The following is an 18,942-nucleotide window of genomic DNA, read 5'->3' on the forward strand; positions in this document are numbered from 1 at the left end:
ACACCATCGGCTTAGAGTGACTCCAGCATCTTCGGAAAAGGAGTCAATCATGACTAAGATCGGCATTAACGGCTTTGGCCGTATCGGACGTAACGTTTTTCGTGCAGCGCTGGGCAGCGATGATATTGAAATCGTCGCCATTAACGACCTCACCGACAGTAAAACCCTCGCGCATCTGTTGAAACACGACTCCCTGCTCGGCAGGTTACCGGCGGAAGTGGAAGCCGGTGAAGGCGAATTACGCATTGATGGCAAAGCGGTGCGCGTGTTTAGCGAGCGCGATCCGGCGAATATTCGCTGGCGCGATGTCGGCGTGGATATCGTGATTGAAGCCACCGGCTTCTTCACCGAACGCGACAAAGCCGCAGTGCACATCACCAGCGGTGGTGCTAAGCGCGTGATTATCTCCGCGCCGGGCAAGAACGATGACCTGACAATTGTTCTGGGCGTGAACGATCAACGTTACCATCCGCAGCAGCACTTTGTGGTGAGTAACGGCAGCTGCACCACCAACGGCTTAGCGCCAGCGGCGGCGGTGCTGCATCAGGCGTTTGGTATCGAGCACGGTTTAATGAACACCACGCATGCTTATACCAACAGCCAGGTGCTGCACGATCAGCCGGAGAAAGATCTGCGCGGTGCACGGGCGGCGGCGTTGTCGATTGTGCCTTACTCAAGCGGGGCGGCGAAGGCGCTCGGTCGGGTGATTCCGGAGCTGGAGGGTCGATTGACCGGCTATTCCCTGCGCGTGCCGGTGCCGGTGGTATCGATTGTGGATTTGACCGTGACGCTGAAACGCGACGTGACCGCAGAAGAGGTGAATGACGCGTTTAAAGCCGCGGCGGCAGAAGGTCCGCTGAAGGGGATTCTTGGATACAGCGACGAGCCGCTGGTATCAAGCGATTATCAGGGCGATGCCCGTTCATCGATTATTGATGGTCTCTCTACGCTGGTGATTGGCGGCAATCTGGTGAAGATTCTCGCCTGGTACGATAACGAATGGGGCTTCTCCAATCGTCTGGTGGATTTAGCGCGGTTGATGGCAAAACGCGGATTGTAAGGTATAACGGTCGCCGTTAATGGCGACCGTTATCCTGGCTACTTCAACCCCATCGCATCCTTCAGGGTAAAGAACAGATCGGTCTGATCGGTCAAGCCCACCACGTTAGCCGCATGCGGGCCGTACGCCGCAATGCGCACCTGCGTACCGGTGTGTTCCTGCGAATCCTCTTCTGAATTGCCGTAGCTGATGGTCATCACTGCGCCATCTTTGGTATTCACCGCCTGCGTCAGACCCGGCGCTTTGGTGCCGTTTTCCACGATCTGGCTGCTGTGCGCGTGGTCGGCGGTCACCACCACCAGCGTGTCGCCATGTTCGCGCGCAAAGGCCAGCGCCTGCTGCACCGCTTCATCCAGATCGACGGTTTCACCAATTTGACCGCATGGATTGGCCGCATGATCCTGCTTATCAATTGACGCGCCTTCCACCTGCAGGAAGAAGCCTTTCTCATTAGTGCTTAGCAGATCGATGGCTTTTTTGGTCATCTGCGCCAGCGTCGGTACCGAAGCGGGACGCTCTTTATTCACTTCACAGGTCACCACCGGCTTATCAATGTTGCCGTGATAGCTGGCTTTCGGTCCCTGCCAGCGCACCGGCATATTGCCGTCGGCAAACAGGCCAAGCACCGGTTTACTCTGGTCGGCCTGCTGAATGGCGTTCATGCCATCGAGATTATCAACCCACTGATAACCCAGCGCCTGTGCCTGTTCGCGCAGGGTTTTACCCTGATACTCGCCAGCTTTGGCGGTTTCGCCGAAGGATTTCGCGCCGCCGCCCAGCGTGACGTCCGCACGGGTTTTTAGCATCTGCTCGGTAATCGATCCTTTACCGCCCTGCTCCAGCGCGTTAGTCGGGCACAATTCGCTGGTTTTCTCCGGGCCGTAGCATTTGCGCGAAGTGACGTGCGCGATCAACGCTGCTGGCGTGGCATCCTGCAGTTCAGCAGTGGAAACGTTGCCGGTGGCTTTACCGGCGGCTTTCGCCAGCTCAAGAATCGTTACCTGATCTTTGCCGTTCACGTCGACGCCAATCGCACCGTTATAGGATTTGGTGCCGGTGGCCCACGCCGTGGCCGACGCGGCGGAATCCGTCACGTAATTCGGCTTGTGGGTTTTCTTATCCAGTGAATAGTGCGTGTATTGACCGGTGAGCGGCAGCGCATCAAGGCCGGGGAAGAAACCGCCTGCGCCCCGCGCCTGATTACGCGCGGCGGTGATTTCCGAATCTCCCATGCCGTCACCAATCAGCAGAATCACGTTTTTTGCGGTGCTATTACTTAATGACGCTCTTAGCGCTTCGGTCTGGTCGCCGGTGAGACGACGCGCGCCGCCGTGCTCGGTGACATCGCCGGTAGCAGCGCGGGAATAGTGTGCATCGTCTGCCACTGCCGATGTCGCGACCAGAGAAGCCAGCAGAGTAACCGTTAAGAGAGGTATCTGTTTCATTTATAAGCATCCTTTTCCATAGATATAACCAAATGTTTCCGCGGACAAGTCTGCGACAGTGCGGTGACATTTTTGTGACAGAGAGGGAATGATTTGATGACAGAATCGCCATGATGAGCAGGCCAACGGCAATACGCTCAGAGCTTAAGCGAATAGAACAAAAGGAGAAAATAGCGCTTGACCCTTTTCAGCGATCTCCCTATAGTAGCGCCCCGTTGACCCAGCGCGGTTGACAAAAAAAATGTGGTGAGGTGTCCGAGTGGCTGAAGGAGCACGCCTGGAAAGTGTGTATACGGCAACGTATCGGGGGTTCGAATCCCCCTCTCACCGCCACATTCTAAAGAAGAGCCTGAACGAAAGTTCAGGCTTTTTTTTTGCCTGTTTTCTGCAAGGGGGATTCAAACCCCCGCAGAGTTTGATAGCTGCGAATACCGGTTGGCTGCGGATTTTGTTAGTCCTGCTTTTTTGACGATGTAGCTGTCGTTTGGTAACTGGCGATAAGCTGCTTCAGGTGCATTTCCGCTTGTGATAGCTGATTCTGTGTAGCGTCATCGTCCGATTGCAGCAACACGCGCAGTTCCTCTTCCAGTGGCACCGTTCCGTTGAACGCCTGCGTCATATTGTAGACCGCTGTTTTCAGTTCGCTCACCGTCAGGTATTTGCCGCGCTGCTCGTCAAGTCCGTTCAGGCGCTGCGACAACATGTTGAGCTGCTCCATGCCCTGTTGCCATCCCTGCATTTTATCTGCTGGTATTGCTGCCGCTTTAAGCTGCTTGTTCCAGCGTGCGCTCATCGTTTTAACCGCATCCGAATCAGGCAACAACTGGCTGGCCTGCATCACTAACGCATTACCATGCTGCAGATTCCAGTCCGGCGATGCGCCCTGCAGCCAGTTCAGTTGCTGCTGCATTTGCTCCAGCCATGCTCCGTCGTTCAGCCATTCGGGGGGATTCGCCTGGAGCTCAGCCATCATTTCCGGTGTGAGAGGCGCAGCAACTGGTGATACTGAAGCCTGTAATGCCTGCTGCAACGGAGATTCCTGCTCAGTATTTTGCTCAACGAAATAGCCAGTGGCGACGATGAGTGACACGCTCAGCAGCGTCGCGCCAACGCCACTCACAAATGCCCGACGGCGCAGCCGCCTCACATCCTGTGCAGGCACACCCGGAGACGGAACGTACACCCAGCCACTGACTTCTGCACTAGCTAACGCCATTGCGGGCTTCTCAATCGGAACGACTTCAGGCAGCTTAGCCACAGCATCAGATGTTGAAACATCGCAGTGTTCCAGCATCACCACCGCACTGCGAATGCGGTCCAGCAGCGGATCAATCTGACTAAGCTGACGCAGTTCAAGACGTTGCAGATGATCGCCGGCTTCGCTGAGCAAGCGCGCCGCCTGGCTCAGCGCCGTCAAGTCTGCATCGGTTATCGTTTGAGTACGCAGGAATTGCTGCAACCGACGACTCAGTCCCGCCAGCAGTTCGATACGTGAATGTGCCGGTTGCGGCCATAACGTCGGCCATTCGCGGGTAATCAATGCCACCAGCACCGCCAGGCCTTCCGTCATACCGGCCGATCCTGCTGTGTTCGCGCGCGATAGCGTGTACCAGACCGCGCTTTGCAGCTCGACACCGTTTTTTTCGAACAGCGTTAAACAGAGCGTGGAGACGTGCGGCCAATCGACATCCGGACGCGCCGGATGCGTGAGTTTCTGCATTTCCTGACGCAGCGCAGCATATTCCGCGAACGCGCGTGGATCGCCGCCGGTTTTGACGAAGCGAGGTTGAGATGAAGTCATTGCTGTGTTCCGAAAAGCCCTAATCAGGCAAAAAAATTAAACAGATGCCCTGGCATCCAGATATTGCTGCTGTTTCATGTGACGGATCATCACGCGCCCTTCCGGCATAAATTCGGTGCCGAAGCGCACCAGTCCTACTTCCTTTAACTCGGCATCAATCGCGTAGCGCAATTCGCCGGGCTGCGTTTGCTCCAACATCACAATGTCAACCCGCTTCAGACGCGGCTCATATTTCAGTAGCACGCCGGAAAGTGTGTGCATCAACTGGTGCGCGGTGCCGGGCATGCCCTGCAGGATGCGCGTCATATCCGGCAGGCCGTAATCCGGCAGGTGCGCCAGCGAACCGGCGCGGCTGTTGAGAATGCGCTGCATGTTATCCAGCACCGACAAAATCACTTGGTTCTCTTCGCCAACACGTTCCAGCTCCAGATCACCTTCAAAATTGCCGTACAGAATGTCGTAAAGTGAAGGTGTCATGATTACTCCTTCTTCACGGCCAGCAACGTCAACGTACCGTCGCCCAGTTCAATAATGCGCGCCTTGTCGGGATCGAGGTCGTCACGCGTTAGCACCAGCCGCCATTTCTCATTCTGCTGGTCCGGTGACAAAAACATGCCCGCTACTGCGACAAACTTTGCATTCTCTTCCATCGGCACATCAATACTCACTGACTCGCCGGGACGCACGCTCACCGATTTCTCCGCCACTAAATCGGTCTTCAGCGCCTGGCTGTCGGCGGCCAGCAGCGATGGATAGTCCGAGCTGTCGAACGCTTTACGATCCTTCAACTGCCAGACGCGCACCACGGTTGTCAGCGCTGCGCCCTGAGCATTGCGGTTAACACCTTCGCGCGCGACAAAGTCGAGGTGCAGCGTTTTAATCTGTTTGTAGAAAATGGCTCTGGTCATCGAAACAGTGCCGTCCGACACTTTCTGCGTCAGTCCGCATCCGCTGACGGCCAGCGCGAATATTATAGGGAGCAGGGTTTTACCAGCGGTAATCGCCTTCTTCATCGGTCTCAATCCTTGATGTGTTGACCCGGACGCGCTCATAGCGGCCGAGCTGAATAGTAATAACGTCATCTCTTTTAGAATGTGATGCGCTCAACTGGGGCAGCACGGCAGTGCGTCCCAGCAGCACTGCATCAGCTTCACGGCAGCTTAGCTGTGCATCGGGTAACCGGCTATGTCTAATACCACGTTCGCTTTGCCATGAAGGCTGGGTTTTCAGTGCCTGCTGTTTTTGTTGGATCGCCTGCCATTGTTTTTTACCATCCTGATCATCAGGAAAACGCAATGCAGTATGAAGGCTGACGTCTAAGATGTTGAGGTAGCGCTGACCCAATTGTACTTGTTGCTGAATAGCCTTTTCTCTTTTAGCATTCAGTTTATCCACTGTTGCAATATCACAGGAATAATAAACCATTCGCAAGACTAACAGAGTCAACCAAATAGCGGCTGGAATCACTAATGCTTTTTCCCAAAAGGCTTCAGCATCGATGGCTTTATTTTCCATGTTTACTGACATTTGATAAGCGGTGCCAGATACCAAAAACAGAGCGAGTAATAATAGCCAGATCCACCATCTTGGTAATTCAGGTTGTTTGAGCGCAGTAGGTACCTGCCTGAAGTTGATTGCCATAATTACTCTGCCACAGCTTGTGTCAGGCTGGAGATTAATTCACAACCACACGCACACCGATGCCCCTGAAATGCCACTGGCACACCATTATCTTTAAACGTAGCATGGCCCTCAGCAATGAAATTCTTACCGTGACCAATAATAGGACAAATAACCGCATCCCCCTTACGTGCTGCGCCGATACCAGAAAATTTCATTGTGGTTGAACCTTCCAACACCGTGCCGCCACTAGTATGGCTATCGCCTAAACGGATAATTCCTTTCATTAAATCACTCCTTTAAACTGAGAAAACGCCAACATTTTTTTGCGGCAATACATTTAAATAAAACAAACCATAATATTTAAATCTCAGCAATTAAACGCCATGCCATCATTTTTTCTTCAATCACAATTTTGTCCTCGAATGGCCAGGGACGAGTGGCCACGCGCCGTACTCTGTCAGCTGGCAGAATATCCCCTTGATTAAAACGCACTATCCTCTGGGTATTTAGGCTGTTGGAATCCCACCATTCCATTTCCCAATATCCACTCACGGGACACACCTCACCATTACGGCATGATAGCTTGATGGAATCATCACGAACAAAATGTGGTGACTCTGGTAATGGTTTGCCGGTAGCAGGATCGAGTTGTTTATCTCGTGCCATTTGGTGAATCAGTGCTTCACTGGGCTTTTCAGGTGGAATATTGGCTTCTCTTTCTTCCAGCCATTTCAACTTTCCATCCCAGGCGGGTAACGGTGCGGGTGGAAGTGGCACAATTTCATCTATTTCTGGCACTTTAGGATTGGCATAAGAGTAATTAGATAATATTTTCCTAATCACACCATAACGACGAGCACGCTCTTTATCTTCATTTAAGCCCATGTAATAGAGCTCATTAGAGGGCTCTGGACCGTTAAAACCGTTAGCAAGGAAACTTGCTGCACTTGAGTTTCCTGCTTTTACTCCTACCTGAAAAATCTTTAAAGCAGCCTCATAATTTGAACTTCCTTGATACATAATCCCTAAGTTCCTGGCTGCTAATCCTTCACCTTGTTCGGCAGCGCATAGACGAAATTGGGTGCTAACACTTGGAGACATATTTCTTGGAGCTAATTTATCACCCACATAGGATTGTGCTTGAGGGTTGCCTTCATCAGCTGCTTTTCGCATATAACGTAACGCCATTTCTTGATCTTTCTCTAAACCAGCAACTCCATGTTGAAGGTACAACGCAATAAAGTAATATCCAGCGCCAACGCCTTCATCTATCAACTTTTGACTAAAACGCAGCCGCTCTTCACCATGTAGAAGAAAAAGCCCTTGAAGTGCACCATTCTGTAAATTAACGTTGGATTTTAGACTTCCGTTTTCAGCAGCTATACGATAAAGACGAGATATTTCGAAATATATATTTTCATCTTGCTTTAGCTGATTATTTTTTTGCAACCAACGCGCATAATTAAAAATCAAATCAGCATTACTATTAGCATCAGGTATTGATTGATGTTTACAGACAAAAGACAAGTTAACATTTACTTTAGATAATGGTTCCATTACGCCACCCTCATTAAAGAATGCATTTTCACCAGACTGGTCACAAGCAGTAATAAAAAAAACAAAAAAAATGATTAGCCTCATATTTAATCCAAGTTTGTTAGTTTCGATTCGTAATAGTGGAATTCTAAAATTGAACAAATAGGCTGTTTAACTTCATTGCTTTCACCGTCCCCACCATTTTTGTTTAACATATTTTTACCTAATAAATCACTCCAGGCATCAAATGCTTCTTCTGCATCATCCTGTCCACCCTCGCTATTCGTATGCAAATTCCACAACCGCTTACGCATTGCCTTAGTTACCGATGCATTACAATGTGCAATATTCATTTCACTATCGACCTGCATACTGCGGCTATTGATATTAGCTGAACCATGAGTGGTGAAAACATCATTGATAATCATCAGCTTTGAGTGAATGTATACAGGCATCCAGTTATTAGCTTCTGAATCAGGTGCCACCAGCGAACAGACGTGGATTTTTAATCCCGGATGCTCTACGGGGACAACGACACTATTGTCTATTTCCTGCATTTTCGCTTTGACTTCCGCCTCTTTATCCTTTCTTTCCTTAATATATTTTATTTTTTCATCAAGTGAGGCATCAATCGATGGCGGATTTGGCATTTCATTCCACAGCGCCTCTTTACGTCTTAATTTGGTAATACCTGGAATGGTATCTGCCCGGCCTAAACTCTCCAGCATACGTTGCGTGTTTACTGTACCTGCTCCAATACCGCCATCAGTCACATTAGTGGTAACAAAAATATAAAGCGAGCCGTGTTTACCCGGATCGCGCCCTCCTCGAGTTTGATCCGCAGCGACTTTCTTAATCAATTCTGCCAGTGGTGGCCAGCGGAAATACTGGTTTTCAATATAGATAAACTGTGTGGCGTTATTTGTTGCCTGTAAATAGAGTTTCTCAATATCGCGCTTACCTGCCTGCGCCTGGGTGCGCAGCAATTGCGCCATAATCGGCGTGCCAAGTGATTTTTGCGGCCGCATGTTTTTAGCAGCCTCACTGGCATTACGCTGCCACAGAAGATTCTGCCCGGTTTCTTTCTGCCAGGCAGTCGCGAAATTATGGTGTAAATGTTCCAGGACTGGCCCGGTTACCCGGCTTGAAATATCCTGCCGTGGCAGAGCACCGGTCGCACCTTTATTCGGTTCGGGTGCATGAGCACCCCGGTTTCTGGCTGAGTGTGCATCAGTATCCCAGTACTCATCCAGCATGTTATGTCCCATCACAAAACCCACGGCCCTCTCGGGCAGTTCATAATCCACTAATACGGTTTTTTGATGATGTGTGACAGTTCCTGCCATAGTAGCAATCGTTGAGTTACTCAGGTTTTTATCAAGAGCCTTAAATTTTGCCTGGTATGCAATTTCAGCACGATCCCTCGCATTAAAACCACGGCAAACAAAATGTGGAAAAGGATAAAGTTTCTCAAGCGTGCTTTCTTTTCCCCGGACCATCTCCTTCATGGTATTAAAGCGCGCAGAGGTTTTAAACCACCAGCAGTCATAATCAAATTGTGTATCGGTAGAAGTCTGACCTGCGCGGTTTCTTACTATCGGCAAAAACTTTCCAGGTAAGTTTGCTTCATCACCAAATCCGGCAGTATTAAACGGCATTTCCCAGGCCAGTATTCTTACTTCAACGCCACGCTTTTCAGCAATATCAATCAATAATTGCCCAATACAGGGTGCTTTGCCATCACGCACAAAATACATTGAAGGCTGAAAGCCCCAGCAAATAATATCCACTGATTTGCGCGCATTTTCGATGGCATGATGCACTGCACCAAATGCTTCCTCACCATTAATCAGCGGAAAATAGGTCGCCGGTAAAGGTTGATATTCGCTGCCCTGTACAAACCACGGCGGTGTAATCACACATTGCTGGGTTATATCAGTTGCAATAGGTGAAACGATATCTGACTGACTCATGCGTCTTTTTCCCTGTCATTAATACCATCAAGTAATGCGGCATAAAGCGAGCGGTGCCCGGTGTGCAAATCCGGAGTATTTATTTCATATGCACTTTGCGAGTGATGATGATGAATGCCGCGATTTGCCAGCATGCCCCTCTTTATTACTGAAGAATTAAAATATAACGTATACTGCATGCCGCCAAACTTCGGACGTCAAACTTAGGTAACATCAGTACTTTTAAAAGAACACCTTAAGCTTCAGCGATTAAACGCCACGCCATCATTTTCTCTTCAATCACAATTTTGTCCTCGAATGGCCAGGGACGAGTGACCACGCGCCGTACTCTGTCAGCTGGCAGAATATCTCCCTGATTAAAACGCACTATCCTCTGAGTATTAAGGCTATTGTAATCCCACCATTCCATTTCCCAATATCCACTCACGGGACACACCTCACCATTACGGCATGATAGCTTGATGGAATCATCACGAACAAAATGTGGTGACTCTGGTAATGGTTTGCCGGTAGCAGGATCGAGTTGTTTATCTCGTGCCATTTGGTGAATCAGTGCTTCACTGGGCTTTTCAGGTGGAATATTGGCTTCTCTTTCTTCCAGCCATTTCAATTTTCCATCCCAGGCGGGTAACGGTGCGGGTGGCAATGGAACTATTTCGTTTATTTCTGGAACTTTGGGATTAGCATACGAGTAACGGGATAAAATTTTCTTAATATCATTATAACGTCGAGATCTTTCTTTATCTTCCTTTAAATTCAAATAATAAATATCATTTTTTTATCAATTCCATCAAAGCCATTGGATAAATAACTAGCCGAACTTGAATCCCCAGCAGCCACCCCCAATTGAAATAACTCTATTGCACTATCAAATTCACCACTTATTTTATAATTAATAGCCAAAGCGTTTGCAGCATTACCTTCTCCTTGTTCAGCAGCGCAACGACGCAATTTTCGACTAATGCTTGGTGCCATTTTTAGTGGGGCGAGCTTATTACCTATATAAGCCTGAGCTTGTGGGTTACCTTCATCCGCAGCTTTGCGCATATAACGTAACCCCATATCGGTGTCTTGCTGAAGACCTGCAACTCCATGTTCCAAAAAGAGAGCTATAAAATAATATCCAGCACCAACTTTTTCATCAATTAGTTGCTGACTTAAACCCAACTTCTCTTGATCACGAAGAAAAAACTGACCTTTTAAAGAACCATTTAGCAAATTGATAATAGCTTTAGTATTGCCATTTCCTGCTGCTATGCGGTACAAGCGCTCTATTTCAGCATATACAACTTCATCCTGTTTAAGTTGGTTGTTTTTTTGTAACCAGCGAGCGTAGTCAAACAATAATTTTGCTTCAGATTTTCCATCACTCAAAGTCTGATGCTTACAGAGAAAGTCTAAATCGAAATTAACCTTTGTTAAATGATTCATGGCATAGTTCTTTTTTAATAAGGGTTCATCATCCAGTTCAAAAGCAAAAAGCAGAAAAGCAACAATCATTAAAAACTTCATATTTAGTCCAAGTCACTAGATTTTGCACTTTCATATAAAAAAGGAATAATAGAAGCTCTAGGCGAATTCTCCACATCCATTAACCCTTGATTTTCTTTTATCAGATCATTCCAGTTGTCAAAAGCAATTCTGGGATCATCCTGCCCACCCAAATTATTTGTATGCAAATTCCACAACCGCTTACGCATTGCCTTAGTTACCGATGCATTACAATGTGCAATATTCATTTCACTATCGACCTGCATACTGCGGGTATTGATATTAGCTGAACCATGAGTGGTGAAAACATCATTAATAATCATCAGCTTTGAGTGAATGTATACAGGCATCCAGTTATTAGCTTCTGAATCAGGAGCCACCAGTGAACAGACATGTATTTTTAAACCAGGATGTTCAACAGGAAGAACAACACTGTTCTCTATTTCCTTTTCTTTGGCCCTGAGTTCTGCCTCTTTCTCTTTTCTTTCCTTAATATATTTCATTTTCTCATCGAGAGAAGCATCAATTGAGGGTGGAGCTAGCATCTCATTTCGTAACGCTTCCTTACGTCTTAGCTTAGTGAGTTCAGGTATGGAATTCGCACGTCCCAGGGTTTCCAGCATGCGTTGCGTATTAACTGTACCGGCTCCAATACCGCCATCAGTCACATTAGTGGTAACAAAAACATAAAGCGAACCGTGTTTACCCGGATCGCGCCCTCCTCGAGTTTGATCCGCAGCGACTTTCTTGATCAATTCTGCCAGTGGTGGCCAGCGGAAATACTGGTTTTCAATATAGATAAACTGTGTGGCGTTATTTGTTGCCTGTAAATAGAGTTTCTCAATATCGCGCTTACCTGCCTGCGCCTGGGTGCGCAGCAATTGCGCCATAATCGGCGTGCCAAGTGATTTTTGCGGCCGCATGTTTTTAGCCGCCTCACTGGCATTACGCTGCCACAGAAGATTCTGCCCGGTTTCTTTCTGCCAGGCGGTCGCGAAATTATGATGTAAATGCTCAAGAATTGGTCCGGTTACCCGGCTTGAAATATCCTGGCGTGGCAGAGCACCGGTCGCGCCTTTATTCGGTTCGGGTGCATGAGCACCCCGATTTCTGGCTGAGTGTGCATCAGTATCCCAGTACTCATCCAGCATGTTATGTCCCATCACAAAACCCACGGCCTTCTCGGGCAGTTCATAATCCACTAATACGGTTTTTTGATGATGTGTGACAGTTCCTGCCATAGTAGCAATCGTTGAGTTACTCAGATTTTTATCAAGAGCCTTGAATTTTGCCTGGTAGGCAATTTCAGCACGATCCCTCGCATTAAAACCACGGCTAACAAAATGAGGAAAAGGATAAAGTTTCTCAAGCGTGGTTTCTTTTCCCCGGACCATTTTTTTCATGGTATTAAAGCGCGCAGAGGTTTTAAACCACCAGCAGTCATAATCAAATTGTGTATCGGTAGAAGTCTGACCTGCGCGGTTTCTTACAATCGGCAAAAACTTTCCAGGTAAGTTTGCTTCATCACCAAATCCGGCAGTATTAAATGGCATTTCCCAGGCCAGTATTCTTACTTCAACGCCACGCTTTTCAGCAATATCAATCAATAATTGCCCAATACATGGTGCTTTGCCATCACGCACAAAATACATTGAAGGCTGAAAACCCCAGCAAATAATATCCACTGATTTGCGCGCATTTTCGATGGCATGATGCACCGCACCAAATGCTTCCTCACCATTAATCAATGGATAATATGTTGCTGGCAAAGGGTGATATTCGCTGCCCTGTACAAACCACGGCGGTGTAATCACACATTGCTGGGTCATATCAGTTGCAATAGGTGAAACGATATATGACTGACTCATGCGTCTTTTTCCCTGTCATTAATACCATCAAGTAATGCGGCATAGAGCGAACGGTGACCGGTGTGCGAATCCGGAGCATTAATTTCTTCTGCAGGTTGCGAGTGATGATGATGAATGCCGCGATTTGCCAGCATGACCCTCTTTATTACTGAAGAATTAAAATGTAACGTTTATGGCATGCCGCCAGACTTCGGACGTCAAAGTTAGGTAACATCAGAACTTTTAAAAGAACACCTTAAGCTTCAGCGATTAAACGCCACGCCATCATTTTCTCTTCAATCACAATTTTGTCCTCGAATGGCCAGGGACGAGTGACCACGCGCCGTACTCTGTCAGCAGGCAGAATATCTCCCTGATTAAAACGCACTATCCTCTGAGTATTAAGGCTATTGTAATCCCACCATTCCATTTCCCAATATCCACTCACGGGACACACCTCACCATTACGGCATGATAGCTTGATGGAATCATCACGAACAAAATGTGGTGACTCTGGTAATGGTTTGCCGGTAGCAGGATCGAGTTGTTTATCTCGTGCCATTTGGTTAATCAGTGCTTCACTGGGCTTTTCAGGTGGAATATTGGCTTCTCTTTCTTCCAGCCATTTCAATTTTCCATCCCAGGCGGGTAACGGTGCGGGTGGAAGTGGCACAATTTCATCTATTTCTGGAATGGAAGGGTTTGCATAAGAATAATCATTCAGAATTGTACTTATAATTTCATATCTTTTAGTACGTTCAGTATCTTTTTGTTGCCCTAAATAATTAATTTTTTCTGATATTGTCGGACCGTCAAAACCATGTTTTAGGAAGCTTGCAGATGCTGCATCACCTGCAGAAACGCCTAATTGGAATGCTTCAATGGCAGCCTCAAATTGCTTGTTTAATTGATAGTAAATCCCTAAGGAAAGCGCAGACCTTCCTTCTCCTTGCTCTGCTGCACAACGGCGGAGTTGTAAACCAATCTCAGGAGCAATATCTTTTGGTGCTAATTTATCACCAACATAAGCCTGCGCTTGTGGATTTCCTTCATCAGCAGCTTTACGCATATATCGTAAAGCCATCTCTTGGTCTTTCTGTAAACCTGCAACACCATGCTGAAGATAGATCGCAACAAAATAATACCCAGCACCAATGCCATGATTAATTAACTCCTGACTCATACGCAAACGCTCATCATCTTTTAAATAAAAATATCCTCTAAGTGAACCATTTTGTAAGTTTATGTTAGCTTTAGCATTACCATTCTCTGAAGCAATACGATAAAGGCGTTCTACTTGAGAGTACACGTTCTCATCTTGTTTAAGTTGATTATTTTTTTGCATCCAACGCGCATAGTTAAATATAACCTCTGCATCAGGCGATGACTCAATCATTTTTTGCCGGCTGCAAACAAACTCTTTTTTATAATTTAAATTTAACAATGAATCCATGGTGCCTTTACCTATCAATGAAGCATGTCCCCTGCTCTGATCGCAGGCAATAAGCAGTAAAATAAAACACAAAATATTTTTCATGATTAATCCAAATCGGTTAACTTTGTTTCAGCATAGTAAAACTCAATAAGAGAAACTTCTGGAGGGTGATGTTCACCTTCAAAAACCTTATTACTTTGAATTAATCTATCCCATTCTATGTATGCTTCCCCTGCATCATCCTGCCCACCTAAATTATTAGTATGCAAATTCCACAATCTCTTCCGCATCACCTTTGTTACTGATGTATTACAATGAGCAATATTCATTTCACTATCAACCTGCATGCTTCGAGTATTGATATTGGCCGACCCATGCGTGGTAAATACATCATTGATGATCATTAACTTAGAGTGAATATATACTGGCATCCAATCATTTGGATCAGAGTCAGGTGCAACTAAAGAGCAGACATGAATTTTTAACCCGGGATGTTCTACTGAAACAACCACACTATTATCAACTTCCTTTTCTTTTGCTCTGATTTCAGCTTTTTTCTTATCTCGCCCCTGAATATATTTTAATTTATCAGCGTAGGTTGCATCAATAGATGGTGGAGTTGGCATTTCATTCCACAACATCTCTTTACGTCTTAATTTGGTAATTCCAGGTATAGTATCAGCACGCCCCAAACTCTCGAGCATACGTTGCGTATTCACTTTGCCAGGCCCAATTCCCTGCTCACTCACATTGGTTGTAACAAAAAGATATAGTGATCCGTGTTTTCCTGGATCGCGTCCTTCACGAGTCTGATCTGCTGCGACTTTCTTGATCAATTCTGCCAGTGGAGGCCAGCGGAAATACTGGTTCTCAATATAGATAAACTGCGTTGCATTGTTTGTTGCCTGCAAATAGAGTTTCTCAATATCTCGCTTACCTTCCTGCGCCTGAGTGCGCAGCAATTGTGCCATTAATGGAGCACCAAGCGATCTTTGCGGCTTCATTTTTTTAGCCACTTCACTGGCGTGACGCTGCAACAAGAGATCCTGCCCGGTTTCTCTCTTCCATGCAGTCGCGAAATTATGATGCAAATGCTCTAGTATTGGTCCGGTTACCCGGCTGGAAATGTCCTGACGTGGCAGTGCACCAGTCGCACCTTTATTCGGTGGGAGTCTATTCTCACCTCGATTAGCAGCTGAATGCGCGTCTGTGTCCCAGTATTCATCCAGCATGTTGTGACCCATTACAAAACCAACCGCTCTCTCCGGCAGTTCATAATCCACTAACACTGTTTTTTGATGGTGTGTAACACTCGCTGCCATAGTAGCAGTGCTCATATTGCTCAGATTTTTATCAAGGCTATTGAACTTAATCTGATAAGCAATTTCCGCACGCTCATCTACATTAAAGCCACGGCTGACAAATTGTGGGAACTGCTGCAGTTTTTTTGGTGTAGTTCCTATTCCACGCGATATCTCTTTAATGGTGTTAGCAAGCGCATATTTTTCAAACCAATCCTGATCAAAAGAAAATTGATCATTAGTCGAGGTTTGACCCGCTCTATTTTTAACTCCAGTAATAAATTTACCCGGCAAATTAGCTTCACCACCAAATCCAGCGGTATTAAACGGCATTTCCCAACCTAGGATCCTCACTTCAATGTCACGCTTCTGTGCAAGATCTTCTAATAGTTGCCCAATACAGGGGGCTTGACCATCACGCACAAAATACATTGAAGGTTGAAAACCCCAGCAAATAATATCCACTGATTTTCGCGCATTTTCGATGGCATGATGCACCGCACCAAATGCTTCCTCACCATTAATCAGCGGAAAATAGGTCGCCGGTAAAGGTTGATATTCGCTGCCCTGTACAAACCACGGCGGTGTAATCACACATTGATGGGTTATATCAGTTGCAATAGGTGAAACGATATCTGACTGACTCATGCGTCTTTTACCCTGTCATTAATACCATCAAGTAATGCGGCATAGAGCGAACGGTGCCCGGTGTGCGAATCCGGAGCATTAATTTCTTCTGCAGGTTGCGAGTGATGATGATGAATGCCGCGATTCGCTAGAACACCTTGCTCTGGATTGCGATAAGTGGCGGCGACGGGAATCTGGTAGCTAACACCGTTTGCCATTACCAAGCGATAAGATTTCGTCACGGTTTGATGTTCAACCGGTAAATTGCCGGTGTTATCCAGCACGCCCTGTTTTATCGCTGCTCCATCGGCGTACAACGTATACGGCATGCCAGCCCAGCTTCCGGCTTCTGCATCAGGTGACATTGGTACTTTGAGATTCAATAATTGCTTAGCGGTGGATTGGATTTCGGGATATTCAGGATGTTCCGCCGTCATACTTGCCGGTCCGCTATAGGCGAAATCTGCTGATTTCACCGCAAAGTCACCATCGGTGCCCAACTCAATTTTGCACGGATCCAGCGTAATGTAGCTTCCCCCGGCATTCAGCACGATTTTCTTTTTAGCAATGATATGAATTTCTTCTTCGGTGCTGGTAATTTCCAGTCCTTGCCTTGCAAGCAATTGCAATTGATCGTTCTGCGCCTGAATCGAAACCGGCCCCTGATTTGCTAATAGCTTGATACCCATCCTGCGCACAAATACATTCAGTCCCTCGCCCACACCGATAAACATGCGTTTGACGATGCCAACATCAGCGTCTGCCTCTGCGGTGGCGATTAAGTTCTTTGCCGCTGCAAGCTGTAAATGTTTACCGCTGGTTAACGCGATTCCCTGCGGCGCACTAAGCAGTGCGACTGCTTGCTTGAGCTGTTCTAACTCTTCGCGCATGAAATTAAGTTGAGTTTCCACTTGCGCAGGTTCTGCGCCTGCGGCTTTTCCATCATCAGCTAACTGCTGCATTTGATTGCCTGCATTGTGCAAGCGGTTAAGTGCATCCTGCATCTCAAGCACTTCTGCACCAGCGCCAGGTTGCTTATCTGCACTTATAAAAATACCGCTTCCAGCACGAATCCCGCCCCACTTGTCCGTGCGCAGTTCAAAACCTTCACCGCGTTTGGCTCTCGAGGAATCCACCAGGTGCCCCAGGCTTAGCTGTGATTTACCACCATACTCGGTGCTGAGTTTGACGTGCTCTTCACCGCGCTTATCTTCCATGCGCAGTTTGTTTAAACCTGCGGTGCGGATAACGTTGCGTGTGCTGTTCTTTTCGGTGACGTGGTCGACATGGCGCGAATCATGAAGCGCGTGAGCAATATAAGGCTGGTCAGGATCACCTTCGCGGAAGGCTATCGCTACTTCCGTTCCCTGAATCAGTGGGAAGTGGAAGCCATACATATCGCCGCCATAAGGTTTGGCGAGTCGCACTGGCATGCTCTCCTGCCCGCGATCTTTGCTCTCTTCATCCGCATCAAACACCACACGATAAAGACCTGAAGCGTCCTGCCAGGCGTAGATATCATTATCTTTTGCGCTAGTGACTCGCGCTGTCATGGTGCCGCTGACTTTAGGGCGTACAAGCATTGCTGGACGCCAGCAAATTGTTTCACTGTATGGCACGGCGCCAATCGTCACTCGCATGGCTGATTCCCGACTGGCAACGAACTTCAACTTTATAATTAGCAGTGGGTTATGCAGCAACTCTGGCAAGGTTGAAGGAACACTATTGTCGGTTATTATCAGCGTTTGCCCAGCAGCCAGAGAGGGATCGGTGCTTATTGCTGTAATGGATGTTCGGCTAGCGAGGAAGCGTTCATGATCCAAACGTGCATAGAAGTTTGCGGTTTCTGCAGCTGGTGTGTACTTGTCACCAGATTGCGGATGGCGAGGTCGATAATGATAAACCTTGCCATAATTAGTTTCATCGCCATCGCCCCGTGTCATATCCGCTTCCGCAGACCGTAAAATATATTGCGCCTCACGATGGTTATAATCTTTAGCGGATACGCTAGCTTCCACAACCTGATGATTAAGATTTAGTTCCCAGATCGAATCTTTTCCGCCATCACCCATACCTGAAGGGCTGTTAAGCGGCAGCGATTTGACAGTATTAAATGACACCTGACTGTCACCAAAATGGATTACTTCAGTGCGCGCATCCTCCTGTAAGCGAAAGTAGAAAAAAATTCCTACTTCAGCCAGTAAACGTTGAATAAATTTTAGATCACTTTCCTGGTACTGATTAATTTGTTCGCGCTTTGGATAGCTTTGCTTCAGGCTAAATTGGTATTGCCAGGCTTCCAGACCATGTTCAGTAAGTATTTTCGTTACCACTTCAGGCACTGATTTATTGACGAAAAATCGATGACTGTGGAATTGTTTACCTAGCAGTGAAACAAATGGCTCAATAATAATTTCATAGCTTACTTGATCGCGTGAACCTTGCAATCGCCGAAAGTGAGTTATCACTCCGTGTATGACTTTAACGATTTTTTCAGGCAATACCGATTTCAGCTCATCTGAGGTAGCTTGCATATTTAACCAGACTTTTTTCCGCAGCATCTGCTGAGGCTGTATGTCGCCAGCATCGCTGGTGAAACGAACTGTGTAACGATACAGTTCGCTCATCTCCTCCTTTCCCTCAATCTCTTCAACATCAGTACTAAAGGTGCTGCCCGGTAAATCGAGATAATAGCGATTTAATGAGACCGACAAAACTTTCTGTAGAATACCGGATGTATTCATCATGTCCTCCATGACGTAAAGATACTAATAATTAAGTTTAATAGTGAATCTTAAAAATC

Annotated in this window: 17 protein-coding genes and 1 tRNA gene; 2 read left to right on the plus strand and 16 right to left on the minus strand. The window is 47.1% G+C overall.

The window, feature by feature from the left end; translation table 11 throughout:
• Nucleotides 1-49 precede the first annotated feature (49 nt).
• Nucleotides 50-1,060 (plus strand): type I glyceraldehyde-3-phosphate dehydrogenase, encoded by a 1,011-nt coding sequence (gene gap, locus ACVLVH_RS06080; RefSeq protein WP_498948964.1) that lies wholly within the window; start codon nucleotides 50-52, stop codon nucleotides 1,058-1,060.
• A gap of 38 nt (nucleotides 1,061-1,098) precedes the next feature.
• On the opposite strand, the gene phoA is transcribed toward gap, so the two are convergent.
• Nucleotides 1,099-2,505: an alkaline phosphatase gene (phoA, locus tag ACVLVH_RS06085; protein ID WP_312463330.1), complete on the minus strand. Its 1,407-nt coding sequence runs from the start codon at nucleotides 2,503-2,505 to the stop codon at nucleotides 1,099-1,101.
• A 245-nt stretch (nucleotides 2,506-2,750) separates the two neighbouring features.
• Between phoA and ACVLVH_RS06090 the strand changes: the two genes are divergently transcribed.
• A tRNA-Ser gene (locus ACVLVH_RS06090) sits at nucleotides 2,751-2,838 on the plus strand.
• A 118-nt stretch (nucleotides 2,839-2,956) separates the two neighbouring features.
• Here the strand turns inward: ACVLVH_RS06090 and ACVLVH_RS06095 are convergent.
• The 15 genes from ACVLVH_RS06095 to ACVLVH_RS06165 all read right to left on the minus strand — a co-directional run bounded on the left by ACVLVH_RS06095 (nucleotide 2,957) and on the right by ACVLVH_RS06165 (nucleotide 18,886).
• The gene (locus ACVLVH_RS06095) at nucleotides 2,957-4,306 is read right to left on the minus strand and encodes a VasL domain-containing protein (protein ID WP_312463990.1); all 1,350 of its coding nucleotides are present in this window, start codon (nucleotides 4,304-4,306) and stop codon (nucleotides 2,957-2,959) included.
• Between the two features lie 36 nt (nucleotides 4,307-4,342).
• Nucleotides 4,343-4,783, minus strand: a complete 441-nt coding sequence (gene tssE, locus ACVLVH_RS06100) for a type VI secretion system baseplate subunit TssE (protein ID WP_192411649.1) — start codon at nucleotides 4,781-4,783, stop codon at nucleotides 4,343-4,345.
• A 2-nt stretch (nucleotides 4,784-4,785) separates the two neighbouring features.
• The gene (tssJ, locus tag ACVLVH_RS06105) at nucleotides 4,786-5,319 is read right to left on the minus strand and encodes a type VI secretion system lipoprotein TssJ (RefSeq protein WP_192411648.1); all 534 of its coding nucleotides are present in this window, start codon (nucleotides 5,317-5,319) and stop codon (nucleotides 4,786-4,788) included.
• Complete coding sequence (locus tag ACVLVH_RS06110; protein WP_498948966.1) at nucleotides 5,294-5,947, minus strand: KPHS_23130 family T6SS system protein; 654 nt, start codon at nucleotides 5,945-5,947, stop codon at nucleotides 5,294-5,296. The genes tssJ and ACVLVH_RS06110 overlap by 26 nt, the downstream gene beginning before the upstream one ends.
• 2 nt (nucleotides 5,948-5,949) lie before the next feature.
• Entirely contained in the window at nucleotides 5,950-6,213 is a 264-nt protein-coding gene (locus ACVLVH_RS06115) for a PAAR domain-containing protein (protein WP_192411644.1), read from the minus strand.
• A 76-nt stretch (nucleotides 6,214-6,289) separates the two neighbouring features.
• Nucleotides 6,290-7,570: an SEL1-like repeat protein gene (locus tag ACVLVH_RS06120; protein WP_498948968.1), complete on the minus strand. Its 1,281-nt coding sequence runs from the start codon at nucleotides 7,568-7,570 to the stop codon at nucleotides 6,290-6,292.
• Between the two features lie 2 nt (nucleotides 7,571-7,572).
• A complete protein-coding gene (locus ACVLVH_RS06125) occupies nucleotides 7,573-9,438 on the minus strand; it encodes a phospholipase D-like domain-containing protein (protein WP_498948969.1) in 1,866 nt (621 codons plus the stop codon).
• Nucleotides 9,435-9,572 (minus strand): hypothetical protein, encoded by a 138-nt coding sequence (locus ACVLVH_RS06130; protein WP_192411642.1) that lies wholly within the window; start codon nucleotides 9,570-9,572, stop codon nucleotides 9,435-9,437. The genes ACVLVH_RS06125 and ACVLVH_RS06130 overlap by 4 nt, the downstream gene beginning before the upstream one ends.
• A gap of 101 nt (nucleotides 9,573-9,673) precedes the next feature.
• Nucleotides 9,674-10,198, minus strand: a complete 525-nt coding sequence (locus ACVLVH_RS06135) for a DUF6396 domain-containing protein (RefSeq protein ID WP_498948970.1) — start codon at nucleotides 10,196-10,198, stop codon at nucleotides 9,674-9,676.
• Nucleotides 10,195-10,950: a tetratricopeptide repeat protein gene (locus ACVLVH_RS06140; RefSeq protein ID WP_498948972.1), complete on the minus strand. Its 756-nt coding sequence runs from the start codon at nucleotides 10,948-10,950 to the stop codon at nucleotides 10,195-10,197. Before ACVLVH_RS06140 ends, ACVLVH_RS06135 begins: the two co-directional genes overlap by 4 nt.
• A 2-nt stretch (nucleotides 10,951-10,952) precedes the next feature.
• Nucleotides 10,953-12,797, minus strand: a complete 1,845-nt coding sequence (locus ACVLVH_RS06145) for a phospholipase D-like domain-containing protein (RefSeq protein WP_192411640.1) — start codon at nucleotides 12,795-12,797, stop codon at nucleotides 10,953-10,955.
• Nucleotides 12,794-12,931, minus strand: a complete 138-nt coding sequence (locus ACVLVH_RS06150; RefSeq protein ID WP_192411639.1) for a hypothetical protein — start codon at nucleotides 12,929-12,931, stop codon at nucleotides 12,794-12,796. Before ACVLVH_RS06150 ends, ACVLVH_RS06145 begins: the two co-directional genes overlap by 4 nt.
• Before the next feature lie 101 nt (nucleotides 12,932-13,032).
• Nucleotides 13,033-14,313, minus strand: coding sequence for an SEL1-like repeat protein (locus ACVLVH_RS06155; protein WP_192411638.1), 1,281 nt, complete (start codon nucleotides 14,311-14,313; stop codon nucleotides 13,033-13,035).
• Between the two features lie 2 nt (nucleotides 14,314-14,315).
• Nucleotides 14,316-16,160, minus strand: coding sequence for a phospholipase D-like domain-containing protein (locus ACVLVH_RS06160; protein ID WP_462061791.1), 1,845 nt, complete (start codon nucleotides 16,158-16,160; stop codon nucleotides 14,316-14,318).
• The gene (locus ACVLVH_RS06165; protein WP_498948973.1) at nucleotides 16,157-18,886 is read right to left on the minus strand and encodes a type VI secretion system Vgr family protein; all 2,730 of its coding nucleotides are present in this window, start codon (nucleotides 18,884-18,886) and stop codon (nucleotides 16,157-16,159) included. Before ACVLVH_RS06165 ends, ACVLVH_RS06160 begins: the two co-directional genes overlap by 4 nt.
• Nucleotides 18,887-18,942 lie beyond the last annotated feature (56 nt).

Source organism: Kluyvera sp. 1366 (assembly GCF_054823405.1).